This is a genomic window from Streptomyces sp. V2I9 (genome assembly GCF_030817475.1).
Taxonomy (GTDB): domain Bacteria; phylum Actinomycetota; class Actinomycetes; order Streptomycetales; family Streptomycetaceae; genus Streptomyces.
This window is the reverse complement of record NZ_JAUSZJ010000002.1, coordinates 253,258-279,078: the sequence shown is the minus strand read 5'-3', so window position 1 is coordinate 279,078 and position 25,821 is coordinate 253,258. Positions and strand designations below refer to the sequence as shown.

Annotated in this window: 22 protein-coding genes; 10 read left to right on the top strand and 12 right to left on the bottom strand. The window is 73.9% G+C overall.

Annotation, left to right across the window (positions count from 1 at the left end; translation table 11 throughout):
- Positions 1 to 65: 65 nt before the first annotated feature.
- Entirely contained in the window at positions 66 to 1,196 is a 1,131-nt protein-coding gene (locus QFZ71_RS01255) for an MFS transporter (RefSeq protein ID WP_307666380.1), read from the bottom strand.
- A 317-nt stretch (positions 1,197 to 1,513) separates the two neighbouring features.
- Here QFZ71_RS01255 and QFZ71_RS01250 point away from each other — a divergent pair, with 317 nt between their 5' ends.
- Positions 1,514 to 2,728 (top strand): ROK family protein, encoded by a 1,215-nt coding sequence (locus QFZ71_RS01250; protein ID WP_307666379.1) that lies wholly within the window; start codon positions 1,514 to 1,516, stop codon positions 2,726 to 2,728.
- A gap of 85 nt (positions 2,729 to 2,813) precedes the next feature.
- On the opposite strand, the gene QFZ71_RS01245 is transcribed toward QFZ71_RS01250, so the two are convergent.
- Both QFZ71_RS01245 and QFZ71_RS01240 read right to left on the bottom strand, forming a co-directional pair.
- Positions 2,814 to 3,332, bottom strand: a complete 519-nt coding sequence (locus QFZ71_RS01245) for an ATP-binding protein (RefSeq protein WP_307666378.1) — start codon at positions 3,330 to 3,332, stop codon at positions 2,814 to 2,816.
- Between the two features lie 252 nt (positions 3,333 to 3,584).
- Positions 3,585 to 3,902, bottom strand: coding sequence for a hypothetical protein (locus QFZ71_RS01240; protein WP_307671309.1), 318 nt, complete (start codon positions 3,900 to 3,902; stop codon positions 3,585 to 3,587).
- Positions 3,903 to 4,168: 266 nt separating this feature from the next.
- Here QFZ71_RS01240 and QFZ71_RS01235 point away from each other — a divergent pair, with 266 nt between their 5' ends.
- Positions 4,169 to 5,302 carry a PLP-dependent cysteine synthase family protein gene (locus QFZ71_RS01235; protein ID WP_307666377.1) on the top strand — a complete coding sequence of 378 codons (1,134 nt, stop codon included), beginning with the start codon at positions 4,169 to 4,171 and terminating at the stop codon, positions 5,300 to 5,302.
- A gap of 146 nt (positions 5,303 to 5,448) precedes the next feature.
- Here QFZ71_RS01235 and QFZ71_RS01230 read toward each other — a convergent pair whose 3' ends face one another.
- The 3 genes from QFZ71_RS01230 to QFZ71_RS01220 all read right to left on the bottom strand — a co-directional run bounded on the left by QFZ71_RS01230 (position 5,449) and on the right by QFZ71_RS01220 (position 8,614).
- Positions 5,449 to 7,041 carry an SDR family oxidoreductase gene (locus tag QFZ71_RS01230; protein WP_307666376.1) on the bottom strand — a complete coding sequence of 531 codons (1,593 nt, stop codon included), beginning with the start codon at positions 7,039 to 7,041 and terminating at the stop codon, positions 5,449 to 5,451.
- 187 nt (positions 7,042 to 7,228) lie between these two features.
- Entirely contained in the window at positions 7,229 to 7,681 is a 453-nt protein-coding gene (locus QFZ71_RS01225; protein ID WP_307666375.1) for an SRPBCC family protein, read from the bottom strand.
- Positions 7,682 to 7,753: 72 nt separating this feature from the next.
- The gene (locus QFZ71_RS01220; protein ID WP_307666374.1) at positions 7,754 to 8,614 is read right to left on the bottom strand and encodes a DeoR/GlpR family DNA-binding transcription regulator; all 861 of its coding nucleotides are present in this window, start codon (positions 8,612 to 8,614) and stop codon (positions 7,754 to 7,756) included.
- A gap of 254 nt (positions 8,615 to 8,868) precedes the next feature.
- On the opposite strand from QFZ71_RS01220, the gene QFZ71_RS01215 reads away from it, so the two are divergent.
- On the top strand, positions 8,869 to 11,316 hold the full coding sequence (locus QFZ71_RS01215; protein WP_307666373.1) for a hypothetical protein: 2,448 nt from the start codon (positions 8,869 to 8,871) through the stop codon (positions 11,314 to 11,316).
- Here the strand turns inward: QFZ71_RS01215 and QFZ71_RS01210 are convergent.
- The 3 genes from QFZ71_RS01210 to QFZ71_RS01200 all read right to left on the bottom strand — a co-directional run bounded on the left by QFZ71_RS01210 (position 11,283) and on the right by QFZ71_RS01200 (position 15,104).
- Positions 11,283 to 13,712 (bottom strand): right-handed parallel beta-helix repeat-containing protein, encoded by a 2,430-nt coding sequence (locus tag QFZ71_RS01210; protein WP_307666372.1) that lies wholly within the window; start codon positions 13,710 to 13,712, stop codon positions 11,283 to 11,285. The two genes, QFZ71_RS01215 and QFZ71_RS01210, sit on opposite strands and share 34 nt — an antisense overlap.
- 154 nt (positions 13,713 to 13,866) lie before the next feature.
- Positions 13,867 to 14,457, bottom strand: coding sequence for a hypothetical protein (locus QFZ71_RS01205; RefSeq protein WP_307671308.1), 591 nt, complete (start codon positions 14,455 to 14,457; stop codon positions 13,867 to 13,869).
- Positions 14,458 to 14,618: 161 nt separating this feature from the next.
- Complete coding sequence (locus QFZ71_RS01200; RefSeq protein WP_307666371.1) at positions 14,619 to 15,104, bottom strand: DUF6643 family protein; 486 nt, start codon at positions 15,102 to 15,104, stop codon at positions 14,619 to 14,621.
- Between the two features lie 304 nt (positions 15,105 to 15,408).
- On the opposite strand from QFZ71_RS01200, the gene QFZ71_RS01195 reads away from it, so the two are divergent.
- The 3 genes from QFZ71_RS01195 (at position 15,409) to QFZ71_RS01185 (ending at position 19,883) form a co-directional block, all read left to right on the top strand.
- Entirely contained in the window at positions 15,409 to 16,557 is a 1,149-nt protein-coding gene (locus tag QFZ71_RS01195; protein ID WP_307666370.1) for an SGNH/GDSL hydrolase family protein, read from the top strand.
- 244 nt (positions 16,558 to 16,801) lie between these two features.
- The gene (locus QFZ71_RS01190; protein ID WP_307671307.1) at positions 16,802 to 18,439 is read left to right on the top strand and encodes a phosphodiester glycosidase family protein; all 1,638 of its coding nucleotides are present in this window, start codon (positions 16,802 to 16,804) and stop codon (positions 18,437 to 18,439) included.
- A gap of 166 nt (positions 18,440 to 18,605) precedes the next feature.
- Positions 18,606 to 19,883 carry a TerD family protein gene (locus tag QFZ71_RS01185; RefSeq protein ID WP_307666369.1) on the top strand — a complete coding sequence of 426 codons (1,278 nt, stop codon included), beginning with the start codon at positions 18,606 to 18,608 and terminating at the stop codon, positions 19,881 to 19,883.
- Positions 19,884 to 19,922: 39 nt separating this feature from the next.
- Here the strand turns inward: QFZ71_RS01185 and QFZ71_RS01180 are convergent, their stop codons facing one another.
- Complete coding sequence (locus QFZ71_RS01180) at positions 19,923 to 21,104, bottom strand: glycosyltransferase (RefSeq protein ID WP_307666368.1); 1,182 nt, start codon at positions 21,102 to 21,104, stop codon at positions 19,923 to 19,925.
- 58 nt (positions 21,105 to 21,162) lie between these two features.
- Here QFZ71_RS01180 and QFZ71_RS01175 point away from each other — a divergent pair, with 58 nt between their 5' ends.
- The 4 genes from QFZ71_RS01175 (at position 21,163) to QFZ71_RS01160 (ending at position 24,825) form a co-directional block, all read left to right on the top strand.
- Complete coding sequence (locus QFZ71_RS01175) at positions 21,163 to 21,948, top strand: glutamate racemase (protein ID WP_307666367.1); 786 nt, start codon at positions 21,163 to 21,165, stop codon at positions 21,946 to 21,948.
- A gap of 82 nt (positions 21,949 to 22,030) precedes the next feature.
- Positions 22,031 to 22,594: a hypothetical protein gene (locus QFZ71_RS01170; protein ID WP_307666366.1), complete on the top strand. Its 564-nt coding sequence runs from the start codon at positions 22,031 to 22,033 to the stop codon at positions 22,592 to 22,594.
- Between the two features lie 126 nt (positions 22,595 to 22,720).
- Entirely contained in the window at positions 22,721 to 24,313 is a 1,593-nt protein-coding gene (gene lnt / locus QFZ71_RS01165; protein ID WP_307671306.1) for an apolipoprotein N-acyltransferase, read from the top strand.
- Positions 24,314 to 24,342: 29 nt separating this feature from the next.
- Positions 24,343 to 24,825 carry an NUDIX domain-containing protein gene (locus QFZ71_RS01160; protein ID WP_307666365.1) on the top strand — a complete coding sequence of 161 codons (483 nt, stop codon included), beginning with the start codon at positions 24,343 to 24,345 and terminating at the stop codon, positions 24,823 to 24,825.
- A gap of 12 nt (positions 24,826 to 24,837) precedes the next feature.
- On the opposite strand, the gene QFZ71_RS01155 is transcribed toward QFZ71_RS01160, so the two are convergent.
- The gene (locus tag QFZ71_RS01155; protein ID WP_307666364.1) at positions 24,838 to 25,221 is read right to left on the bottom strand and encodes an ATP-binding protein; all 384 of its coding nucleotides are present in this window, start codon (positions 25,219 to 25,221) and stop codon (positions 24,838 to 24,840) included.
- A gap of 177 nt (positions 25,222 to 25,398) precedes the next feature.
- A complete protein-coding gene (locus QFZ71_RS01150) occupies positions 25,399 to 25,788 on the bottom strand; it encodes an STAS domain-containing protein (protein WP_307666363.1) in 390 nt (129 codons plus the stop codon).
- Positions 25,789 to 25,821: the final 33 nt, after the last annotated feature.

Here is a 25,821-nt window from a genome sequence, read left to right as displayed (position 1 = left end):
CTTCCACCCGGGTGCGGCTACTCGATGGGCCGGGCGTACGGGTGCCCGGCCGGGCGTGCTGGTGGTCAGGTGCGCGCGTCCGACGTGGCGTTGCGGGCCCCGTAGCCCAGGGCCGCCGCTGCGGCCGCCAGCAGGGCGACCGTCGTCAGGGCCGTCGGCAGGGAGAACCGGTCGGCGAGGAACCCGATCGCGGGCGGACCGAGCAGCATGCCGCCGTAGCCGAGGGTGGACGCCGCCGCGACGCCGTTCGGGCCGGCCAGTTCGCCCGCACGTCCCACCGCGACGGGGAAGATGTTGGCGAGGCCGAGTCCGGTGACCGCGAAACCGGCCAGCGCCGCCCAGGTGGTCGGAGCCAGTGAGCCCAGGAGCATCCCGGCCGCGGCCGTCGCCCCGCCGAGGACCAGGGTGCGGGTCTGGCCGAGCCGTTCCAGGAGCAGTGTCCCGGTCAGTCGGCCCGCCGTCATCGTCAGGGCGAACACCGCGTACCCGGCGGCGGCGACCCCCGGGTGCGCGCCCAGGTCCTGTTCCAGGTGCAGCGCCCCCCAGTCGGCCAACGCCCCTTCTCCGTACGCCGTGCAGAGCGCGATCACGCCGAAGAGCGCGACGATCCTGCGGGCACGGGGCGACAGGCGCTGCCGGGGTGCCCGCGCGCCGACGGCCTCGCGGGTGGCGGGGGCCGGTCGGTTGCGCAGCAGCGAGGGGCCGGTGAAGACCGTGACGAGCAGGCCGATCCCGGCCAGCGCGAAGAGATGGGCGGAGGCGGACAGGCTGCCCGCGACCAGGCCGCCGAGCCCGGCGCCGACCATGCCGCCCAGGCTGAATGCCGCGTGGAAACTGGGCATCACCGGCCGGCGCAGGGCGGCGACCAGGTCGACGGCGGCGCTGTTCATCGCCACGTTCATCCCGCCGTACGCCGCACCGAACACGAGCAGGACGAGACCGAGGGAGAGTGCCGAGTGGGTCTGGGCGGGCAGTGCGATGCTCAGCGGGAGCAGGACGCCGCAGGCCACGGTGACGGCGTGACTGCCGAAGCGGCGGCAGAGCCGGCCGGTGAGCATCATGGTGATGACCGCTCCGGCGGACACACCGAGCAGCGCGAGGCCGAGGGTGGCGGCGGAGGCGCCGGTCTGCTGCTTGATGGCCGGGATGCGTACCACCCAGCCGGCGAAGAGGAACCCGTCGAGGGCGAAGAACACGGTCAGCGCGGTACGGAGGCGGGCCGACGAGGGTGGGGCGGTGTCTCCGCCAGGTCCCCCCGGTAGGGCCGTCCGCAGTTTGTTTAGTTGCGGCACAAACTCAGCATAGGGGTGCTCCGAGCGCGGACGCAACACCGCCGCACCCCTGCGGACCCCGGCCGAGGCCCGCAGGGCGGGGGCCGTTCGAGCGGGGGCGCAGGCCGCCCGGCAGGCGGTGCCGCGACGGCGGGCCGGAGCGTACGGCCGTGGCCGGAAGCGGCTCCCCGCACCGGGTCCGGGCGTCCGGGGGGTGTCCGGATCATGGGAGACTCACCCCCATGAACGGCAAGGCGACGACCACCCGGACGAAGTTGGAGAGGGGCCGCAGCGCGCTCGGGCCCGCGCTGGAACTGGTCCACACCGGCCGCGCCCCCACCCGTGCCGTCCTCACCTCCGAACTCGGCGTCACCCGGGCCACCGCCGGGGCGGTCGCCGCGGAGCTGGAGGCGCTCGGCCTGATCCGGGTCGACTCCAGCCCCGGTTCGGCGGCCGGCTCCCAGGGCCGCCCCTCGCACCGGCTTTCCGTCCTGGAGACCGGACCCGTCGTCCTCGCCGCCCAGGTGCACGCCGACGGCTTCCGGGCCGCGCTCGTCGGCCTCGGCGGCCGGATCGTCGCCACCACGCCGGGGTGCGTCGCGGTGATGGCCGACCCCGCCCAGGTGCTCGGCGAAGTCGTGGGCGCGGGAGCGGCCCTCCTGCGCGAGAGCGGTCTGCGCTGCGTCGGGGCCGGGCTCGCGGTGCCGTCCGCGGTCGCCGAACCGGAGGGGACCGCGCTCAACCCCCTCCACATCGCCTGGCCCGCCGGCTCTCCGGTCCGGGACATCTTCGCCGCCTGCGTACGCGAAGCGGGCATCACCGGTCCCGCGTTCACGGGCAACGACGTCAACCTCACCGCGCTGGCCGAGCACCGCCACGGCGCGGGCCGGGGCGCCCAGCACCTCCTGTGCGTGGCCACCGGCCACCGGGGCGTCGGCGGGGCGCTCGTGCTCGACGGCCGCCTGCACAGCGGGAGTTCCGGACTGGCGCTGGAGGTGGGCCACCTCACGGTGAACCCCGAGGGCGGGCCCTGCCACTGCGGCGGGCGCGGCTGCCTCGACGTGGAGACCGACCCGCTGGCCTTCCTCACCACCGCCCGCCGCGAACCTGGCCCCGCGGAGTCCCTCCTCAAACAGGCCGGGAACCTGCTCCGCACGGAGTACGACGACCCCGCCGTGCGCCGGGCGGCCGAAGAACTGATCGACCGCCTCGGCCTGGGCCTCGCCGGGCTGGTCAACATCCTCAACCCGGACCGGATCATCCTCGGGGGACTCCACCGCGACCTGCTGGAGGCGGATCCGGAGCGGCTGCGCGCCGTCGTCGCCGACCGCAGCCTGTGGGGGCGCAGCGGCAGCGTACCGATCCTGTCGTGCACGCTGGCGCACAACAGTCTGGTGGGCGCGGCCGAACTGGCCTGGCAGCCGGTGCTCGACGACCCGCTCGGCGCCCTGGCCTGAGCGGCTGTCCCCCGAGCACCGTACGGGGAGGAGCGCGCCCCGCCGACCGCTCGGCCCGCCGCCGCGCCGTTCCCGTCCGCCCCGGTCAGCCGACGACGGCCGACCGGGCGGGCAGGGACGAGAGGTCGTCGGGAGCGATGGGGACGGACCCGAACGGCCCGTCGGTCATCGACCCGTAGACCGCGAGCGGCGGCAGCGTCGAGGCGCCGGTGGTCGCCGACAGGGTGAACCAGACGGCCTTCCCCGCCGTACCGACCGGCCGCACGCCCCAGCTCTCGCTGACGGCGGCGATCAGAGCCAGACCCCGGCCCGACGTGGCGAACGAATCCGCCTCGTTCACCGTGGGCAGTCGCGGATCGTGGTCGTGGACGGAGACCGTCAGCCGGTCGAGCAGCAGCTCGATGTCGACGGTGCATGACTTGTCCGGCTGTGCGTGCCGGTGGACATTGGTGAGAAGCTCGGTGACGCCCAGGGCCGCCTGGTCGATCAGAGGATCGAGATGCCAGTAGCGCAGTTGCGCCGAGATGATCCTGCGGACCTGACCGATCCGCGACGGCATGGCCTGGAGCGCCACCGTGCAGTGCCTGCTTGGCTCGCTGATCACGGCTGCGACTCCCCGAATTAGGTCCGGAAGAAGAGAGACGAACGGCGACGGCGGACGACCGACTGCCGAATCCGCTCTGCTCCTGTCGTATCTGCTCGTGTCGCGCGACCCGGTCCGCGGAGCGGATCGCCCTGTCACCGAGAGTGCACCTTCAGTGACATGGGACCAGCGTGGCCCAGGGGTTGCGGCTCCGCAACTCGCGGTGGAGCCCGGCGACCCGGCAACCGGCCCGCCGTCTCCGTACCGGCCGATTCAGTCCCGGCGGCCGCGCGCGCTGCGCAGTGCCTCCAGGAAGCGCCGCAGCGGAGCCGCGCCGTCCCGTCTGCGGCTGCGCTGCCCCATCGTCAACCGATAGCGCACCCCGTTCACCCGCGCGATGACGGAATCCGCCGCGATGAACCACCACTTCCGCGCGCTGACCGTACCCACCGGTGCACTGTCGATCTCACGCCCGCTGCTCGTGAGGAGCGACAGCCGCCCGTCCTTCACCACCACCTGACCAGCCCTGGTCAGCGATCTGGTGAACCGCTCGATCCTGACCCCCGACGCACTGAACTCGACATCCGCCATCGCGGATTCGCCCCCCTTCGTCACCTCTCCTGCTGTGCAGTGTGCACGGGCGGGAGCCGCACCGCCAGAGGGCCCGGAAGGGCGTCGGAACCCGTGCGCACCGCCCGTCGCAGCAGCACCCGGCGCGGTGCCCAAAGGCAGGGCTATGGGCCCTCCAAGTAATCGTTTGCGCAGGTGGCGCGCCTATCGTGGAAGCAGGATCCGGGACCGCCACACGCATGGTCCCGGAGCGACGACAGAGCAGTGCGACCCACAGGAGCGGGCCCATGGACACCACGGAAATCGCAGCCGGGCACAGGGCCAGGGCGACCGTCGACGTCGACCGCAGCGACCCGGAGTACCGGGCCTGGCTGAAGGAGGCCGTCCGCAAGGTCCAGGCCGACGCCAACCGCTCCGCCGACACCCACCTGCTGCGCTTCCCGCTGCCCGAGCGGTGGGGCATCGACCTCTACCTCAAGGACGAGTCGACGCACCCCACCGGCAGTCTGAAGCACCGTCTCGCCCGCTCCCTGTTCCTGTACGGGCTCTGCAACGGCTGGATCCGGCCGGGCAAGCCGGTCATCGAGGCGTCCAGCGGCTCGACCGCCGTGTCGGAGGCGTACTTCGCCAAGCTGATCGGCGTCCCGTTCATCGCCGTGATGCCGCGCACCACCAGCCCCGAGAAGTGCCGCCTCATCGAATTCCACGGTGGGCAGTGCCACTTCGTGGACGACTCGCGCACCATGTACGAGCAGTCCGCCGCGCTCGCCGCCGAGACCGGCGGACACTACATGGACCAGTTCACCTACGCGGAGCGCGCCACCGACTGGCGTGGCAACAACAACATCGCGGAGTCGATCTACCAGCAACTGCGCCTGGAACGCTTCCCGGAGCCCGCCTGGATCGTCGCCACCGCCGGGACCGGCGGCACCTCGGCGACCATCGCCCGCTACGTCCACTACCTCCAGCACGACACGCGCGTCTGCGTGCCCGACCCCGAGAACTCCTGTTTCTTCGACGGCTGGACCAACCACGACCCGCTCGCCGCCAGCGACCAGGGGTCGCGCATCGAGGGCATCGGCCGCCCGCGCATGGAGCCCAGCTTCGTGCCCGGCGCCATCGACCGCATGATGAAGGTTCCGGACGCCGCCAGCGTCGCCGCCGTCCGCGCCCTGGAGCAGGCCATCGGCCGCAAGGCGGGCGGCTCCACGGGCACCGGCCTGTGGAGTGCGTTCAAGCTGATCGCCGAGATGGTGGAGCAGGGGGAACAGGGCAGTGTCGTCACGCTGCTGTGCGACCCGGGCGACCGCTACCTGGACAAGTACTACTCCGACTCCTGGCTGGAGGAGCAGGGCCTCGACATCGCCCCGTACACCGCCGCCATCGACACGTTCCTCGCCACCGGCGCCTGGCCCTGCTGACCACAGGGAGCTGCCGCCGCCCCGTGGAGGACGGTCCGGAGCCGGATGCCCGTCGCGGACACCTCCGGCAGTCCGCGGCGTGTGGGCCGGGCACATCTCGGGGCTTGCCCGGCCGCACATCCCGGCCGCACATCCCGGCCGCACCGTCAGTCGTCCGTATCGCTGCCGGACGCCGGCCCCTGGCGCCTCTCCTCCTCCGCGGCCGCCTTGGCGATGTTGCGGGCCATGCCGCCGAACACCACCGAGTGGAAGGGCCATACGCTCCACCAGTAGGCGTGGCCGGACAGCCCGCGCGGATGGAACAGGGCGCGCTGTCCGTACACCGTCCGGCCCCGGTCGTCGCGGCGCACCGACAGCTCCAGCCAGGCGAGCCCCGGAACCCGCATCTCGGCCCGCAGCCGCAGCAGTTCGCCGGGAATGATCTCCTCCACCCGCCAGAAGTCCAGTGAATCGCCCACGCGCAGATGCTGGGCGTCCCGCCGGCCGCGCCGCAGCCCCACCCCGCCGACGAGCCGGTCGAGCCAGCCGCGCACCGCCCAGGCCAGCGGGAAGGAGTACCAGCCGTTCTCCCCGCCGATGCCCTCGATCACCTGCCACAACGCCTCAGGCCCGACCGGTACGGCCAGCTCCCGTTCGTCGCGGTAGAGGCTGCCGCCCGCCCAGTCCGGGTCGGTGGGCAGCGGGTCGCTCGGCGCACCCGGTACCGAGGCGTTGGACCAGCGGGTGTCGACCCGCGCCTCCTGGATCCGCTTCAGGGCCAGCCGCAGCGCCCGGTCGAAGCCGATGGTCCCGTCCGGCGGATCGGGGACGTACTCCTTGATGTCGTGCTCCTGGCAGACCACTTCGTGGCGCAACGACTCCGTGAGCGGCCGGGCGATGGAGCTGGGCACCGGGGTGACCAGGCCGACCCAGCGGCTGGAGAGTGTCGGGGTGAGTACCGGCACCGGCAGGATCAGCCGCCGCCGCAGCCCCGCCACCCGCGCGTAGCGCTGCATCATGTCCCGGTACGTCATGACGTCCGGTCCTCCGATGTCGAACGCCCGGTTCACCTCGGCCGGCAGCGCCGCGCATCCCACGAGGTACCGGATGACGTCCCGGACCGCCACCGGCTGGATGCGGGTCCGCACCCAGCTGGGGGTGATCATCAGCGGCAGCCGCTCGGTGAGGTACCGCAGCATCTCGAACGAGGCGGAACCCGAGCCGATCACGATCGCCGCGCGCAGCACCGCCGTCGGCACACCGGAGTCCAGCAGGAGGTGCCCCACCTCGGCCCGCGAGCGCAGATGCGGGGACAGATCCCTCTCCGGCACTCCGGACGGGGTCAGCCCGCCCAGGTACACGATCCGGCGCACCCCGGCGGCCCGCGCCCGCTCCCCGAAGTTCCGGGCCGCCCGGCGGTCGGTCTCCTCGAAGTCCGCACCGGAACCGAGCGCGTGCACCAGGTAGTACGCCACGTCGACGTCCCGCATCGCCTCGGTCAGGGAGTCGGCGTCGGTGACATCGCCGCGCACCACCTCGACCCGGTCGGCCCAGGGGTAGTCGCGCAGCTTCTGCGGTGTTCTCGCCAGGGCGCGCACCTGGTACCCGGATTCGAGCAGGGCGGGCACCAGCCGTCCGCCGATGTAACCGGTCGCCCCGGTCACCAGGCAGCGCGGGACCGATCCGTCGGACCGCACCGGAGCGTCGGGAAGCCTCAGGTGGCCGGAGTTGTCGTCAGAGCCGTCGTCACGATCCGTCATCTGTCCGAGTCTGGCACCGGTCGGCGCGCGCGACCGCCGGGGCACTCCGTACGGCGGCATCGGAGTCATCGGTACGGGGGCACCGACGCCGCCGTACGGGGAGGGCCGACAGGCCCCGCCCGTGCGGGCCGCCCCGCGCTCGGAGATGCCCCGCGGAGCCGGTCAGGATCGACCGGACCTCCCCGTGTCACCCGAGGGTGTCGCCGGGGGAGGCGAGAAGGGCGTCCAGAACCCTGCCGAACATCCGTCGCCCGGCCGAGGCGAGCAGCGGGTCGCCGAGCCGGGGCACCAGCCGCACCCGCAGCTCCTCGACCCAGACCACGTGGGAACCGGAACCCGTGGGCAGTACGTCGATCGAGGCCCGGCCGAGCACCGCGGCCCCCCGCTTCTCCAGTCGGCAGACCCCGGCCCGGCCCCCGGCGGGCGGCGTCCACCGCACCACTTCCATCGGATCGTCGAACGCCAGCGGGCCCACTCCCGTACGGGCGACGAAGACGGTGCCGAGCCGTGAGGGAAGCCCGGTCGGGACCGAGATCGAGGTCAACGGCACCTGCGCGGCATGGCGTTCCCAGTCGGTCACCCGACGCCACGCCTCGGCGGCGGGGAGAGGGGAGAAGCGCTCGATCCGGAAGACGGCCACTCCGCGATCCTAGCCGGACACTCCTCAGGGCCTGGCCCCCCGGCGCGCGGACCGGAACCCGCGTGGTCCGCGTCAGACCTCCGGCGCGGGCGGGAGGCCGGCCGGCCCGGCGGAGGAGTCGCCCGCCACCAGCAGCCCCGGCAGATGCTCGCCGATCTCCGCGCGCAGCTCAGGAGCCAGGCCCGCGTCCGTGACGAACGTGTCGACCTCCTCCAGCGCGGCGAAGGAACTCAGGCCCACCTTGCCCCACTTGGTGTGATCGGCCACGACCACGATCCGGCGTGCCGCCCGCACCAGGCGGCGGTTGGTCTCCGCCTCCGCGAGATTCGGCGTGGAGAGTCCGGCCTCGGCCGAGATCCCGTGCACGCCGAGGAAGAGCACATCGAAGTGGAGGGAGCCGATGGCCCGGTCCGCGACCGGCCCCACCAGCGAGTCCGACGGCGTACGCACCCCGCCCGTCAGCACCACCGTCGCCGCCCCTGGACGCGCGCCGCCGCCCCCGGCCGGACGCTGCGCGTCGTGGAACACGTCGGCCACCCGCACCGAGTTGGTCACCACCGTCAGGTCCGGCACGTCCACCAGCCGCCGGGCCAGTGCGAACGTCGTCGTCCCGCCCGAGAGCGCGATGGCGCTGCCCGGAGCCACCAGCGCCGCCGCCGCCCCCGCGATCTCCTCCTTGGCGCCCGGCTCCAGCGCCGACTTCGCCTCGAAACCGGGCTCGTGCGTACTCGCCTCGACGACCGGGACCGCGCCGCCGTGGACCTTCTCGATGACACCCTGACGGGCCAGCGCGTCCAGATCCCGGCGGATCGTCATGTCGGAGACATTCAGCTTGCGGGTCAGTTCGTTGACCCGGACCCCGCCACGCCTGCGCACCTCGTCGAGAATGAGCGCACGCCGCTGCTCCGCGAGCAGGTTCTGATTCTCGCTCAACGCGGGGCCCGGTCCTTCCCTCTGCTGTACGGTCCGCAGCGGTCTGCGCGACACGCTCATCCTGCCACGCACGCATGTCCGACGTATCACCCGGGGAGATTCCGTGAGACCGCTCACGCACCCGCGCCGCACCCGGAATCCTGGGTCCGGACCGCCGGCGGGGCGCAGGCCCGGAGCCCCGCCCCGCGTCCACCGCTCCTGTGCACCTCCTCGTCGGCCGGTGAGGCCGACACGCCCGAGAAAGAGTTCTCCCCTTGGCTTCTGCCGCCCCGCCTCCGCCCCCGTCCCCGTCTCCGACCTTCCCGTCCCCGCAGCACACCGGGACCGCACTGGAACTGCTCGTCCACGGCGTCGGCGGCACCACCCCGCAGGAGATGCTGGACGACCCCCGCACGGTCCGGGTCACCGGTGACGGGACCGCCGCCGTGTACCGGCGCTCCGAGGACGTCGACGGGGAGAAGCACCCCGAGCGCTACCGGGACGAGCCGGTGGCCGAGGCGTACTGCTGGTCCGGCCTCACCTCCGGCAACAGCTCCCGTGCGCTGTGGCTCCTGCTCCTGCCGTTCATGGTGGTCAACCTCGCCCACTGGATGCGCCCCGCCGCCACCGGCCGCAGCCGCGCGGTCCGGCTGTACGGCGTCCTCGTGCGGCTTCTCGCGCTCAGCCTCACCGTGCTTCTCACGGCGGCCGCCTGCGAGGTCGCCCTGGACCTGGTGGCCTGGCAGTGCGCGGGCGCCGATGCCTGTGCCGGACGACGCTCCTGGCTCGGCTTCCTGTCGGAGCGTCAGGGCGGCTGGTGGTCCCAGCCCGGCCGCCGCCTCGCCGTCGCCGCCGTCGTGCCCGCCGCCCTGGTGGGCCTGCTGTGGTACCTCTCCAACCGGACCTGGAGCGCGTACGAGTCCCAACGCCCGCTGGACGAACAGGACTTCGACGAGAGCGACCCCTTCGGCTCGGAAGAGGCCCACGGTCCCGGCGCGCCCGAGCCGGATGCCGAGGGGTGCCCGCGCCCGACCGTACCGGTCCGCCCCGCGCTCGGCAGGCCCGGCTTCTGGTACGGCCGCCGGATCGTCGCCCGGCTCCGCGCCGCCCACACGGCCGCCGGGTTCCTGACCGTCGCCGCGGCCGTCGTCGGCGCCGCCGCCCGGCACGACCGGGGCGCCGACGGGCCGGTGCCGGCGTTCTTCGGCGCGGTCGTCGAGGCCGGCATCGCCGTGTGCGCGCTCGTCACGATCGCCGTCGTCTGCCGCCGGGGACGCAGCGAACGGATCCGGGACACCCGCCTGGACGCCGCCCTGATCACCTGTCTGCCCGGCTCCGCGCTGGCGCTGCTCGCCCTCGCCGTCGTGCACGCCTCCTGGTCGCGCCCCGACTGGCAGTCCTCGGGCAGCCTGCCCGGCGAGACCACCTTCCGGCTCCTGGCGCTCGGCCAGGGCCTTCTCGTCGTCGCGCTCGCCGTGGTGGCCCGCGTCCTCCACCGGCGCACCCCCGGCCCCCGCACGGTCCTGCGCGGACTCGGCGGTCCCACCGTGGCCATGCTCGCCTGCGCCCTCGCCGGTGTGATGACCGGCGGCGTGGCCCAGCGTGTCGCCGACTGGCTCGACGGGCCCGGCACTCCGGGCATGGGCCACGACACCGACATCCCCGGTCCGCCGGTCCTGCTCAGCTGGCAGGCGTCCGTCATCCCGGTGCTCCTGCTGCTCCTGCTCGTCCCGGTCGTGCTCCTGATCGTCCGCACCGCGCGCACCGCCCGCCGCCTCGGCCCGGTCGTCGAGGCGGAGTACGCCCCTGAACCGGCCGACGAGGGCCGGACCCGCCGCATCGCCCGGATCCGCGCGGCCGCCGCCCTCACCGACTCCGCGCCCTGGATCGTCGGCGTGGTCTCCGCCGCCACCCTGCTGCTCGGGACGGGGGCGGTCGTCGGCTCCTGGCGCAGCGACGAGGTGCCGGGCCGGGCCGCGGACGGCGCCGGGCCGCTCCTCGAATCGCTGGCCGACGCCGCCCAGTCGACCGGTTCCTGGCTGATCGGCTTCGGCTTCATCCTGTTCGTCGCCGGCGGCCGACGCGCCTACAAGGACGCCTCGGCCCGCCGCACCATCGGCATCCTCTGGGACGTGGGCACCTTCTGGCCGCGCGCCGCCCACCCCTTCGCGCCCCCGTGCTACGCCGAGCGCGCCGTCCCCGACCTCGCCTCCCGGATGTCCGCCTGGACGGCGACCACCCCCCGCGGCCGGCTCGTCATCTCGGGCCACTCGCAGGGCAGCGTCCTCGCCGCGTCCGCCGTCTGGCAGCTGCCCGACGCGACCCGCCGCCGAGTCGCGCTGCTCACCTACGGCTCGCCCCTGGAGCGGCTGTACGGACGGTGGTTCCCGGCCTATTTCGGCCCCGAGCCGCTGCTCGGTCTGCACCGCTCGGTGCACTGCTGGCGCAACCTGTGGCGGGCGACCGACCCGATCGGCGGACCCGTCCGCATCTGCGCCGACCCGGACCCGGGCGTCGACCGGGGCCCCCTGAAGGACCCGCAGGGGTACGGGCGGACCACGAAGCTCCCGCTGCCCGAGCCGATACTCGGCCACTCCGACTACCAGGCGGACCCCGCTTTCGCCGAGGCACGGGCCGATCTCCTCGACGCACTGGGGCCGCTGGTGCCCCGGCAGGCCGAGTCCCGGCTTCAGAAGGGAAGTTCGGGGAGGTCCTCCGGGTAGAGCAGGGTCAGGTCGTCCGTGCTCGTCTCGGCGAACTGGGCGACCCGGCCCGCGTGCCGCTCCACCATCGACTCGAACGTCTGCCGGGCGGTGCGTCCGTTGCCGAAGGCGGGCCCCTTGGGGAGCTCCGTGAAGTACTTCAGCAGAGCCTCCCCGGTGCCCGCCGCCAGGCTGTACTCGTGCTCCTCCGCCTGCTGTTCGACGATCCGCAGCAACTCCTCGGGGAGGTAGTCGCCGAAGGTGATGGTCCGGGAGAACCGCGAGGCCACTCCGGGGTTGACGGTGAGGAACCGCTCCATCTCGAGGGTGTAGCCCGCGACGATCACGACCACCGCGTCCCGGTGGTCCTCCATCAGCTTCACCAGCGTGTCGATGGCCTCCCGCCCGAAGTCGCGGCCGGAGTCCTCGGGGGAGAGGGCGTACGCCTCGTCGACGAACAGCACCCCGCCGCGCGCCCGGTCGAACGCCTCCTGGGTGCGGATCGCCGTCGAGCCGATGTGCTCGCCGACCAGGTCCACCCGCGAGACCTCGACCAGATGGCCCCGCTCCAGTACGCCGAGCGACGCCAGGATCTCCCCGTACAGCCGGGCGACCGTGGTCTTGCCCGTGCCGGGGGAGCCGGTGAAGACGAGGTGGCGGCGGACGGAGGCGGCCTTGAGCCCGGCCTCCTGGCGGCGGCGGCCCACCTCGATCATGTCGGTGAGCGCCCGCACCTCGCGCTTGACGTTCTCCAGGCCCACCAGCGCGTCCAGTTCGCCGAGGACCGCCGAGGGGTCCCGCGCCGGTTCCGCCGGGGCGGCCGGCTCCGGGGCGGGCCCGACCGGACGCCCACCGGGCGGCGAGCCCGGCGGACCGGGCGTCGTCCGGGTGGCCGTCAGCACCGCGGGCGCCGGGGCCGGGGCCGTCCGCAGTGCGCTCTCGTCGCTCGTGCAGTCCTCGACCACCGGGCCGGTTCCGGCGGCGCTGTCGCCCTCGGGGAACTCGTACCCGCCCCGCGCGCACCGCTCGGTACGGCAGCGGCTCAGGGTGGTGCGGCAGCCGTCCATGACGTGGAAGCCGTAGCCCTCGCTGCCCGTCACCCGGCAGCCGTCGAAGGTGCCCCGGCCCTCGGCCGAGACGTAGAAACCCGCCTCGGCCGGCGAGGTGACCGTACAGCGCTCGATGGTGGGGTCCGCTCCCTTGGTGACGATGACGCCCGTCTGCGCCGCGTCGATGGTGCAGTTGGCGAGCGTGCCGCCGCTGCCGTGGTCGCGGAACCAGGCGCCCGTCGACGCCTCCCTGATCCGGCAGTCGTCCAGCTGGGCGGTCGCCCCGTCGCTCACCGAGACGGCGGTGTTGCGGATCTGGGAGAGGTCGCTGTCCACGACGTCGGCGCGCGAGCCCCGGTCGAGGACGAAGAGCGCGTCGGGCACGTCGTGCACCCGGCAGGCGTCCAGTACCACCGTCGCGCCGTCGCTGACCCAGACCGCCGGGTAGTCGCCCGTACTGTCGTGTATCTCGCACTGGTTGGCGTCCACCCGCGTCCCCGGGTCCCAGACCGAGAGCCCGTTGCGGCCGAAGCGGCGGACCGTGGAGCGGGTCAGCGTGAGCACCGACCGCGACCGCAGATCGACGGCGTTCTCCGGGATGTCGTGGATGTCGCAGTCGGCGAGCGTCAGCACCGCGTCGGTGTCCAGCGTGACGCCGTCCGCCGACGTGCGGTGCACCGTGCAGTCGGTCAGGTGCGCCGAGGCGCGGGCGGTGACCTGGACGCCGCTGCCCTTGATCTCGTACACCTCGCAGCCGAACGCCTCCAGCCCGCTGCCCTCGCCGATGACGCCGATGCCCGCCCCGGACGCGTGGTGGATCCGGACGCGGTCGAGCCGCGGATGCCCGCCGTCGCGGACGGAGATCCCGGACTGGCCGGCCGAGACGATCTCGCACTCCTCGAACACGCCGCCCGCGCCGTCCAGCACGGCGATGCCCACCCCGGCCGGATTGTCGACCGTGCACCGCCGCACGGTGGGCCGGGCCGCCCCGCGCACCTCGATGCCCGCGGCGGACCGCGTCACGATGCGCAGGTCCCGCAGCTCCGCCGTGCCGTCCTCGATCAGAAGTGCCGGGGCCGCCGCGTCCTGGCCCTCGATGTGGAGGTCCTGGACGACGGCGGAGGCGCGCACCGTCAGCGGTACGCCGTCGGCCGGCGCGATCCGCACGGAGCCGACCGATCCCTCGGGGCCGCGCAGCGTCACCGCGCGGTGGACGACGAGGTTCTCCCGGTACGTTCCGGGCGCGACGGTGAGGACGTCGCCGTCGGCCGCGGCCTCCAGGGCCGCGGAGAGGGAGGCGTACTCGCCCGTGCGGCGGCGCCATCGCGATGTGCCGGTGTGCGTCACCTGGACCGTGCCCTGTGCCATGGCGTTGCTGTGCCCCCACCTCGTGCTGTGCGATGCCTCGGGCCCGTCCGTCCCCGGGGAGGCGGACGGGTCGGACCACCGTAGCGCGCGTGAGGGGAGGGAGTTGACGAGTCGGCCCCGCCGGGAGCCGCGGCTTTCGACGGGGCGGCCGTGGTCAGCCGCCCGTTCCGGTCCTGCCCCAGAGCGGAGCCGTCGCGGCCCACTCCCGGTCGAGCCGTTCGTGGCGCCGCCGCACCATGCGCCCCACGACCACCCGCCGGCCCGCCTCGACGCACCCGGCGGCGAGCAGGAAGGCGCCGACGCCGCCCAGCACCGCATGGGTCCGGGCGGTCCGGCCGTCCATCGGCGGCGGAACCGCCAGACCCGCCGCGTCCGTCCAGATCCGCAACGGGGACCCCGGTGGACCGGGACGCGACGCGGTGGCCACCTCCCCGGTGCGCGGGCTGCCGTCCGGCGCCTGCCAGGAAGCCGTCACCCGTGGGTGCGCGCTCCGTCGAACCCCGCCCTCGGGATCGCCGCCGAACCGTTCCCGCCGGGGCGCCGGGCCCACCACGACCGCCTCGACCGCGCGGCGCTCCGCGTGCTGGGCCCGTACCGACCGCTCCAGCGAGGCGTCGGCGACCGCACCGCCCGCCCACCCGGCGACCGGGGCCCCGACCAGGAGGAGCAGCAGCGCCCCGAGCGCCACCCACGCCTCGTGCCGGTCGGCGGCACCGCGCAGCGGATCACACCGCCCGCGCAGCATCTCCCACAGCACGCGCACCCCTGAGCCCCCGTCCCCCTCGATCGGCCACCGGCCGGGCGGGACCGGGGTGCGGCCGGGCATCGGAGGCACCCCCGTGTCCAGGGCGCGCGGGACGGCGGGTGCGCCCCCCGGCGCACAGTGCCGCACGACGGAATCGAGGTTCAGTATCCCCGGCCCTGGTACGGCCGGTTGTACGGGTCCTCGTACGGCGACTGCGCCGGGGCGGGCCGCGGCGAGGCCGGGCGCATCGCCTCGTACCCGGTGGCGGGCGCGGGGCGCGGCGGCTGGGGCTGCTGCGGATAGCCGCGCACGGCCGAGGGCTGCTGCGGGATGTACGGCGCGGGCGCGTGCTGCAGCTGGGCGGGCTGCATCGGCGCGTGCTGCGCCGGAGCCTGCTGGTACTGCGGCATCGGCTGCTGGTGCGGGTAGCCGTAGGAGCCGGTCTGCTGCGCCGGGGCGGCGGGCAGGGCCGGCAGCGCCGACGGCAGGGCCGGAAGGTAGCTGTTGCCCGTGTCGTAGGCGGCCGGGACCTGGATGGGGGCGATCTGAGGGGTTCCCCGCTCCGCGACCAAGGAGTCGTAGATCGGAGTGTCGGGGAACGACGCGGCGCGGTAGCCGCCGCCGAAGGTGGAGCGGGGGGACGTCATGCCACCTAAGTTAAGCCCACGATGTGCTGGATGGGGAGCCCCAATCTTCGGGTTATCCGATTTATTCCGGTTGTATCTGGCCGACATGCCTAAACATCGCTAAAGCCCCTGTTAATCGTCGGGCGTTCGCCGCGGAACCCACCCCTCCGGCTGCGGACGGGGGAGCCGGGCGACGACCCCGCCGAGGCCGGCTCCGCACGTGTCTTGACGAGTGGTCTCCACCACCAGCACCGTTGGCGGGTCCGGTCCACCCGGCGCGGGGGCGAGTGGCCGGCCTCGCCGACCGTGGAAGGAGAGGTACGCCTTGGAACGACGGGGACTCGACCGGAAGCAGGTTCTCGGCCTGGCGGCCCTGGGTGCCGGAGCCATGGTGCTCGGGCCGGGGACCGGCAGGGCGGAGGCCGACGCGGGCGCGGCCGCACCGGATGCCGGGGAGACGATCGACGAGGGCGTCACCTGGCGGGACGTGCGGCAGTGGGGCGTCGAGGGCAAGGGCTGGGAGGACACCGCGCTCTTCTACGACCGGCTGCCCGCGCGGGCGGAGGCTTCCGTGCGACCGGTGATCTGGCGGCTCAGCCGCAACTCCTCGGGCATGCAGGTGCGCTTCCGGACCGACTCCGCCGCCGTGTACGCCCGTTACGTCCTCACGTCGCCCAGCCTGGCGATGCCGCACATGCCCGCCACCGGGGTGAGCGGCCTCGACCTCTACGCGCAGGACTCCCGCGGCCGGGAGCGCTGGGCGGGGGTGGCCAGGCCGACCGCCCGTGCCGTGGAGGCACGCCTGGTGAGCGGCGTCGATCCGGGGATGCGCCGGTACACGGCGTATCTGCCGCTGTACAACGGCGTCGAGTCGCTGGAGATCGGAGTGGAGCCCGGCGCCTCGTTCCACCCGGTGGCGCCGCGGACCAGGGGAACGGTCCTCTTCTACGGATCGTCGATCGCGCAGGGCGCCTGCGCCTCGCGGCCCGGCATGGCCTTCCCCGCCATCCTGGGCCGACGCTTCGGGCGGCCGACCGTCAACCTCGGGTTCTCCGGCAACGCCTTCATGGAACCGGAGGTCGCCGATCTGCTCGCGGAGCTCGACCCCGCCGTGTACGTCATCGACTGTCTGCCCAACATGGGGCCGGAACTGGTGGCCGAGCGCGGCGAGCCGTTGATCCGCCGCCTCCGCGCGGCCCGCCCGCACACTCCGATCGTGATGGCCGAGGACCGGACGTACTCCCACGCGTGGCTGGTCGGGGCGCTCCGCGAACGGCACCACGGCAGCCGGGGCGCGTACCGCGAGGTCTATCGCAACCTCCGCAGGTCCGGGGTGCGAGGGCTCAGCTACCTCCGGGGCGAGGACATCCTCGGTGACGACGACGAGGCGACGACCGACGGTTCGCACCCCAGCGACCTCGGCATGGCGCGTTACGCCGACGCCTACGCGAAGGTGCTCCGGACCGTGCTGTGACGGTGGGTCCCGGAGCTTCGTCGTGCCCCACGGGCCCCCACCGCGCGGCCGACCCGGCCGGGCGGTCGTCCCGTCGTCGCCGGGCGGTCGCCCCGTTGTTCCCGGACCGTCGTCCCGGTGATCTCGAATCGGCGGGGAACGATCCGTTCCGCCATTCCGGATGAGGGAGAACCCGCCCGTCATGCAGACGTCACGAGTGCCAGAGGTGGAAGTGCCGGAAGGCCAGGAGGGAAGAGTGCCGGACATGCGGGTGTCCGGGGCGCGTACGAAGAGGAAACTGCTCGGCTCAGGCGTGGTGTTGTCCGTCCTGCTGGCGGCGAGCACGCTGCCCGGTCCCGCCACGGCGACGTCCGGCGGGCCGGGACCGGAACGCGTGCTGCCTCTCGGCGCACCCGGCCTGAGCGAGACGCGTACGACGACGACGCTCCAGGCCGGCGTCACCCTCACCCGCATCGTGCGCGGCGCGGATGCTCCGGCGCTGCCGTGGACGGTCGAGATGTCCATTCCCGCCGGTCGGACGTCACCGGACCCCGACGCGCCGCCGACCGCCCTGAAGGACCGGACGAGTGCCGAGGAACTGGTGGGCGTGCTGCGAGGCGGGGGCTTCGACGCCCGGACCGAGAAGGTGACCGCACAGGCCGTCGCCGACTACGCGGGTGGCACGCTCGGCTGGCGCGTCCGGGTGGGCGCCTTCGACTCGCAGTCCGCCGCGGACGCCGAACGGAGCCGGCTGAGGGCGGCGGGCCACGCCGGGGCGGCCACGTACACGGGCTGGGACGGGAACGCCGAGGACCGGGGTCCATGGCGGGTCGATGTCCTCACCATCGATCCGCGCCGGTTCCGGGGCAGCCTCGAAGCGTCGTACGGCGCCGATCTGGAACAGCGCGAGAAGACCAGCCGTCTGGCCGCGGACCGTGGTGCGACGGCCGCTGTCAACTCCGGCTTCTTCGTCCTCGACCCGCGCTCCGGAGCCCCCGGGGACCCGGCCGGAGTCGGTGTGTACGACGGCCGGACACTGAGCGAGCCGGTCAGCGGGCGTCCCGCTCTGATGACCGGCGAAGACGGCCGGAGCCGGATCGTCCGGACCACCTGGACGGGACACATCGCCGGCCGCGCCGGGAAGCTGCCGCTGGATGGGATCAACCGGGTACCGGGCCTCGTCAGGAACTGCGGCGGCACCGCGGACGACACCCCCACCTCACGGCCCCTGCACGATGTGACCTGCAACGACGAGGACGAACTCGTCGCCTTCACGGCGGACTTCGGAAAGCGGACTCCGGCGGGCGAGGGCGCCGAGGCCGTTCTCGACTCCCGCGGGCTGGTGGTGGAACTCCGGTCGCCGCGCGGCGGAGCACTCCCGGAGGGTGGCGGTTCCGTCCAGGCCACCGGCGACCGGGCCGAGGCGCTCGCGCGGCTGGCCCGGCCGGGGGAACGCCTGCGCGTGAGGACGGGGCTGCTCGACGGGCACGGCCGTCCGCTGTCCACGCCGCCCTCGACGAGCATCCTCAACGGCGGGCCCGAACTGGTCCGTGACGGCAGGGCCCATGTGACGGCGGCTGCCGACGGCATGGTGCACGCGGACAACCCGAGCTTCTTCTACGGCTGGACGCACAAGCGGAACCCGCGCACTCTGGCCGGGATCGACGCCACCGGACGGACCGTGCTGGTCACGGCGGAGGGGCGCGACACCGACGCGCTCGGGCTCAGCATTCCCGAGAGCGCGGCCGTCGCCCGGTCGCTGGGGCTGCGGGACGCGGTCAACTTCGACGGCGGCGGCTCGACGGCCATGGTCGTGAACGACCGCCTGCTGACCGACCCGTCCGACGCCGGCGGTGAACGGCCGGTCGGGGACGCGCTGTTGATCCTGGGTCGCCGCGACTGACGTCGATCGTCGCCCTCCTGGCCACACCGAGGAGCCTCGGAGACTCCTGGAACGCGACGGGGCGGCGGACGGCAACCGCCGGGGGAGTCCCGAGACCGGCGGGGGACGCTCCGTCGCGACGGGGCACTAGGTTGTGGGGACATGCCTGCGGGCAGCCGGATTCGCGATGGGGGCGACCATGACCATGCACAAGGGAAGCAACGTTCCGGTGCCGGCCGGCACCGTACGCGTCGAGGTGGGCCGACAGGCCGCGCCCGGCGCCCCGGACGTCGACGCCTCGGCCCTCCTGCTGGTGGCGGGCAAGGTCCGCGACGACGCGGACTTCATCTTCTACAACCAGCCCTCCCACGCCTCCGGCGCGGTCCGGCACGAGGGCAAGCAGACCGCCGGCGACCGTGTCACCGACACCCTCGTCGTCGATTTCGGGAGGATCGAACCCGCGATCGAGCGCGTCGTCATCGCGGCGTCGGCGGACGGCGGCGCCTTCGGCCGGGTGGCCGGGCTCCACGTGCGGATCACCGACGCGACCAGCGGCGCGGAGCTGGCCCGCTTCGACAGCACGGACGCCACGGTCGAGACCGCCTTCATCCTCGGCGAGCTGTATCTGCGCCAGGGAGCCTGGAAGTTCCGGGCGGTCGGGCAGGGGTACAGCAGCGGCCTCGAAGGACTGGCGACCGACTTCGGTATCTCCGTGGACGAACCGCAGCACGCACCGCCCGCCCCACAGGCCCCCGCCGCCGCTCCGTCGCAGCCCCGGCCCGCCGCACCGGCCCCGGTCGCCCCGGCTCCGCCCGCCCCCGCGCCCGTACGGCTGACCAAGGTCACGCTGACCAAGAGCGCCCCGTCCGTCTCGCTCACCAAGCAGGGCGGCACCTCCGGCGCCCTGCGCGTCAACCTCAACTGGGAGGTCCGCAAGCAGTTCAAGGGCTGGGGAGCGAAGCTCGGACGGGCCGTCGCCATGCATGCCGACCTCGATCTCGACCTCTGCGCCCTGTACGAACTCACCGACGGGCGCAAAGGCGTCGTCCAGGCACTCGGCAACGCCTTCGGCGCGCTGGACAGGCCGCCCTTCATCCACCTCGACGGCGACGACCGCACCGGCGCTCTCTCCACCGGCGAGAACATGACCATCAACCTCGACCACAAGAACCTGCTGCGGCGCGTCCTGATCTTCGTCACCGTCTACGAGGGCGCGCGGAGCTTCGCCGACCTGCACGCCACGGTCACGCTCCAGCCGCAGAACGGCGCGCCCGTCGACTTCTCCCTCGACGAGTGCACCGTGCCCTCCACCGTCTGCGCCCTCGCCCTCATCACCAACGACGGCGGCGACCTCACCGTGCAGCGCGAGGCCCGCTACCTCGTCCCGGACCGGGGTGTCAGCCCGCAGCGCACCATCGACGCCGCCTACGGCTGGGGCATGAACTGGACGCCCGGCCGCAAGTGACCCGCCGCCGTCCGGCCGGCCGGACGCGTCCCGGCGGCGTCACCGGTCGGGCGCGGCCTCCGGGCGTGCGTAGGTGCGGCCCTTCCAGGCGGCGCCCCGCCCCCGGTAGTGCTGCACCGCCGAGTCCACCGTCATCAGCAGGTACAGCACCGCCGTCACCGGCAGCAGCGGCCCCAGCCACGGCGACTGCCGGTAGTACGCCAGCATCGGCAGGTACGTCACCGTCATCACCGCCCACGCGGCCCCGCCCGCCCAGGCCGCCGCCGCGTCGCCCGTCAGCACGCCCGCCACCAGCGTCCCGGGCGGGGCCACGTAGACGAGCAGCAGCCCCGGCACCGTCCCCGCCAGCAGCAGCGGGCTGTGCCGCAACTGCGCGTACGCGCTGCGCGCGACCATCCGCCACAGATCCGCCAGCCGGGGGTACGGACGCACACTGTCCACCCGCTCCGCGAGCCCGAGCCAGATCCGGCCGCCCGCGCGCCGCACCTCACGGGCCAGCGACACGTCGTCGATCACCGCCTGCCGGATCGAGTCCGGAATCCGCGCACGCTCGGCGGCCCCGGTGCGCAGCAGGACGCAGCCCCCGGCCGCCGCCGCGGTCCGCGACCGGACCCGGTTCACCCGGCGGAACGGGTAGAGCTGCCCGAAGAAGTAGACGAAAGCGGGCACCACCAGCCGCTCCCAGAAGCTCTCCACGCGCAGCCGCGCCATCTGCGACACCAGGTCGAAACCGCCCTCGCCCTCGGGTCCGGCCGCGGCCACCAGATCGCGCAGGCTGTCCGGCTCATGGGCGATGTCCGCGTCGGTCAGCAACAGGAAGTCCGGCCTCCCGCGCCGGGCCACCGCGATCCCGTGCCGCAGCGCCCAGAGCTTGCCCGTCCAGCCCCGCTCCGGCTCCCCGGGCGTCACCACGGTCAGCGGCAGACCTCCGCACCGGGCGGCCAGGTCCCGGCCCAGCTGCCCGGTCCCGTCGCTGCTGCAGTCGTCGACGAGGATGATCCGGGCGTCCCCCGGATAGTCCTGGACCAGCAGCGACGGCAGACTCACCGGCAGCATCTCCGCCTCGTCGCGGGCCGGCACCACCACCGCCACCGACGGCCAGCGCACCGGGTCGCCGCGCCGGGGGAGCCGTTGGTCCGTCCGCCAGTAGAAGCCCTGCCCCAGCAGCAGCCACACCCACGCGATCAGTGAACCCACGGCGATCCAGGCAACGGCGCTCATCCGCCGAAGTCTGCCCCACCGAGCCGGGTCCGCAAGGGCTGTCGGCTAGGGTGACCGGGTGAAGATCGCGCTCATGGACTCCGGAATCGGCCTGCTGGCGGCAGCGGCCGCCGTGCGCCGCCTGCGGCCCGACGCCGAACTGGTGCTCTCCTCGGACCCCGGCTCGATGCCCTGGGGGCCGCGCACCCCCGAGGACCTGACCATCCTCGCCCTGGACGTCGCCCGCGCCGCGGCGGCCCGCCGCCCCGACGCGCTGATCATCGCCTGCAACACGGCCTCGGTCCACGCCCTGCCGGCGATCCGCGCCGAGCTGGAGCCCGCGCTGCCGGTCATCGGGACCGTCCCCGCGATCAAGCCCGCCGCGGCGGGCGGCGGCTCCGTCGCCATCTGGGCCACCCCGGCCACCACCGGCAGCCCCTACCAGCGCGGACTGATCGCGGAGTTCGGCGGCTCCGCCGAGGTAACCGAGGTCCCCTGCCCCGGTCTCGCCGACGCCGTCGAGCACGGCGACGAGTCGGGGATCGACCGGGCCGTCGCCGCGGCGGCCGCCCTGACCCCGCCCGACGTCCGGGCCGTCGTCCTCGGCTGCACCCACTACGAGCTGGTCGCCACCCGCATCCGCGACGCCGTCCAGCGCCCCGGCCGCCCGCCGCTCGCCCTGCACGGCTCCGCCGGAGCGGTCGCCGCCCAGGCGCTGCGCCGGATCGGGGCGGACCCCGCCCCGACGGCCGAACCCTCCGGCGTGCTCACCGTGCTCCAGGGCGGCCGCGTCGCCACCCTTCCCGACGCCGCGCTGACGTACGCGGAAGGCCGCGTCCTGGCCGCCGGAGCGCCCGTCCGCTGACCGGCCCGCTCAGCGGCCCGCGTAGCCCGATCGGCCCCCGCCGCCCCGGCCGGGCGGGTCCGACGCGGCTACGCTGCTGGATATGACGGACCGCCCCGAGCCTGCCGCCCACGGGTCCAGCCAGGCGCCGCCCCCGGAGTGGAACGGCCGCGCCACCAACCGGTTCCAGTGGCTGCCGGCCCTCGCGGGGGCGGGCTGCGTGGCGCTCGGCATCGAGCTGGCCGTGGACGGAGCCTGGACCTCCGGCATCGCCCCGCTGCTCATGTCGGTGATCGGCTGCCTCGCCGCCGGACTGCTGATCCTCTTCGGCACCCTCGCCTTCGTCCATGTGGCGGTCAGGGTGGACGGGGACAGCCTGGAGGTCCGCTGCGGCCACGCCGGGCTGCCGCGCCGCCGGATCCTGCTCAGCCATGTGACGGGCGCGGAGTTCGTCCCCTGGATCACCCCGCGCCAGTGGGGCGGCTGGGGCTACCGCTGGCGCCCCGAACAGGGCACCGCCGTCGTCGTCCGCAAGGGCGAGGGCATGGCCCTGCGACTCGGGGACGGCCACGTCTTCACCGTCACGGTCGACGACGCGGAAGCCGCCGTACGGTTCATCCGCGAACGCCTGCACCTGCCGGCCACGGGCCGACGGCCCCGCGACTGACCCGGCCGACGGCATCGCCCCGCTCCGCCGCCGTCGCCGGGCCCCGCCGCCCGCGTCCCGGCCCCGCTCAGGTCGACGCCGCCGCTCACAGCCGCCCACCGTAGACTCCGGCGGGTGAGCGCCACTATGACACCCGTCGACGATGCGCCGCCTTCGGCGGCGCCCCGGACCAACGGACTGCCGCGCCGGCTCCTCCGCCCGGCCGCCGCCGTACTCTGCGGGCTCCTGCTCTATGCGAGCTTCCCGCCCCGGCCCCTGTGGTGGCTCGTCCTGCCCGGGTTCGCGCTGCTGGGCTGGTTGCTGTACGGGCGCCGGCTCCGCGCCGCCTTCGGCCTCGGCCTCCTCACCGGGCTCGGCTTCATGCTGCCGCTGCTGCGCTGGACCGGCGAGGACGTCGGCCCGGTGCCGTGGCTGGCCCTGGCCACCGCCGAGGCGCTCTTCATCGCCGTGGGGTGCCTGGGCATCGCCGCGGTGACCCGCCTCGCCTACCGGCCTGTCTGGGCGGCGGCGGTCTGGACGCTGGACGAGGCGGTCCGCGCCCGCATCCCGTTCGACGGCTTCCCCTGGGGCAAGATCGCCTTCGGCCAGTCCGAGAGCGCCTTCCTGCCGCTCGCCGCGCTCGGCGGCACCCCGCTGCTCTCCTTCGCCGTCGTGCTCTGCGGCTTCGGCCTCCACGAGGCGGTACGCCAGGTCATGGCGTACCGGAGCACCGGGAAGGTCCCGCGCGCGGCCGTCGCCGGGGCCGCCGTGAGCGTCCTCGTCCCGGTGGCCGGAGCCCTCGCCGCGCTGCCGCTGGTCGACGACTCCGCGGAGAACGGCACCGCCACCGTCGCCGCCATCCAGGGCAACGTCCCGCGCCTGGGCCTCGACTTCAACGCCCAGCGACGCGCCGTCCTCGACAACCACGCCCGGCGTACCGCGCAGCTGGCCCGGGAGGTGAGGGCGGGCAAGGAGAAGCAGCCCGACTTCGTCCTGTGGCCGGAGAACTCCTCCGACCTCGACCCCTACCTCAACGCCGACGCCCGTGACGTCATCGACGACGCCGTCAAGGAGATCGGCGTCCCCACGGTCATCGGCTCAGTGGTGGAGAAGGGCCCCGACAGCCTCCGCAACACCCTGATCGAGTGGGACCCGGACAAGGGCCCGGTCGACACCTACGACAAGCGGCACATCCAGCCGTTCGGCGAGTACATGCCGATGCGCACGGTCGCCCGCTTCTTCAGCGAGGACGTCGACCGGGTACAGCGCGAGTTCGTGCCCGGCACCGAGGTGGGCGTCTTCGACCTCGCGGGGACGAAGGTGGGGCTCGTGACCTGTTACGAGGCCGCCTTCGACGACGCCGTACGCGACACCGTCACCCACGGCGGACAGATGATCGCCGTGCCGAGCAACAACGCGACGTTCGGCCGCAGCGAGATGACCTACCAGCAGTTGGCCATGAGCCAGGTGCGGGCCGTCGAGCACGGGCGGGCCGTCGTCGTCCCCGTCACCAGCGGGGTCAGCGCGGTGATCCGGCCGGACGGCACGATCGTCGAGAAGAGCGGGATGTTCACCCCCGACGCCCTCGTCGACGAGGTCCCGCTGCGCTCCTCGCTCACCCCCGCCACCCGCATGGGCCCCCTGCCCGAGGGCGTCATCGCCCTGCTGGCCGTGGCGGGCCTGGGCTGGGTGGGCGTCTCGGCGCTCCGGGCACGCCGGGCCGGGGGCACCACGCGGTAGCGCCCGGCCCGGCCCCGTAGGCTCGGCCCATGGCAACTCCCGACTTCATCCGTGAGATCCGTGCCACCGCCGGGCACCAACTGCTCCTGCTGCCCGGCGTGACGGCCGTCGTCCTCGACGACGAGGGCCGCGTGCTGCTGGGACGGCGCGCGGACACGGGGAAGTGGTCGGTCATCGGAGGGATCCCCGAACCGGGGGAGGAGCCGGCGGCGACGGCGGAACGCGAGGTGCTGGAGGAGACCGGGGTGCACTGCGTGGCCGAGCGGGTGGTGCTCACCCAGGCGCTGAAGCCCGTGCAGTACGCCAACGGCGACCGCTGCCAGTACCTGGACGTCACCTTCCGCTGCCGGGCCACGGGCGGCGAGGCACGGGTCAACGACGACGAGTCGCTGGAGGTGGGCTGGTTCCCGCTGGACGGGCTCCCGCCGCTCGGTGAGTTCGCCCTGTTCCGGATCAAGCAGGCCCACACCGAAGGCCCCGCCTGGTTCCAGCCAACCCCGCGCACTCCCTGAAGCTGAAGGGCCTCACCCCTCGGAGGCGTCCGCGCCCCGGAGCGCGAAGGTGATCTGGATCCGTTTGCCGCCGTTCGGCAGCGGGGCGATGACGGAGGTGTCGGCCAGCGCCAGGACCAGGGCCCAGCCGCGTCCTCCCGGAGCGGTCGGGTCGCGCAGGGCGAGCGGTTCGCCCACGGGCCGGCGCGGATCGGCGTCCTCGACGACGATCACCAGCCGGGTGCCGCAGGCGTCCAGATACGCGTCGAAGCCCGTCAGCCCACCGGCGTGGCGCGAGGCGTTGGAGACCAGTTCGGTCACCGCGAGCTGGGCGTCCATGAGCACCCCCGGCGTATGAAGGGGAGAAGCCGTGAGCAGCCCGGCCAGGGCTTCTCGTGCATCGGCCGCCGTCTTCACCGAGAGATGGTTCCGTCCCGCGCCGGGAACTTCCGGGAAAGGAGAGCAGACGTCGGCAGGGGACATGGGGGCGGGGCCTCTCATCGCTGGTGGCACGACAGGTGTTCAAGGGGCCGTTGCTGGGCCGTAAAGGGACATCTGCCCCACCACCGACCGAGCACGCCGGAATGCGGGGTACTACCGGTCCGGGTGGTCGCCCCGGGCCGCGCGGTGAGGCCGGGGAACCGTCATCGCGCGGGACAGGTCGTCGACGATCGTGAAGTGCTCGTCGGTCGCGGTGATCTCCAGCAGCCGCCGCAGCGGGGGCGCGATCGGGCCGACGAGGACCATCGCCCCCGACCTGTCGTCCATGTGCTGCTGCGTCTCCACGAGGGTGCGCAGCATGGATGAGTCGGCGAAGGTGACCGACGAGACGTCGACGGCCAGGACTCGCGGGTTCTCGGCGAGCGCTCCCCGCACCGCTTCGGACAGGCTCTTCGCGTCCTCGAAGTCGAGGTCGCCGCGGAGACGCAGCACCGTCATGCCGGGCGGGACCTCGGTGGGCTGCGACTGTCTGTCGTCCTTCATGCCGCTCATGCTAGAGCCTGTCGTCCCACCGCC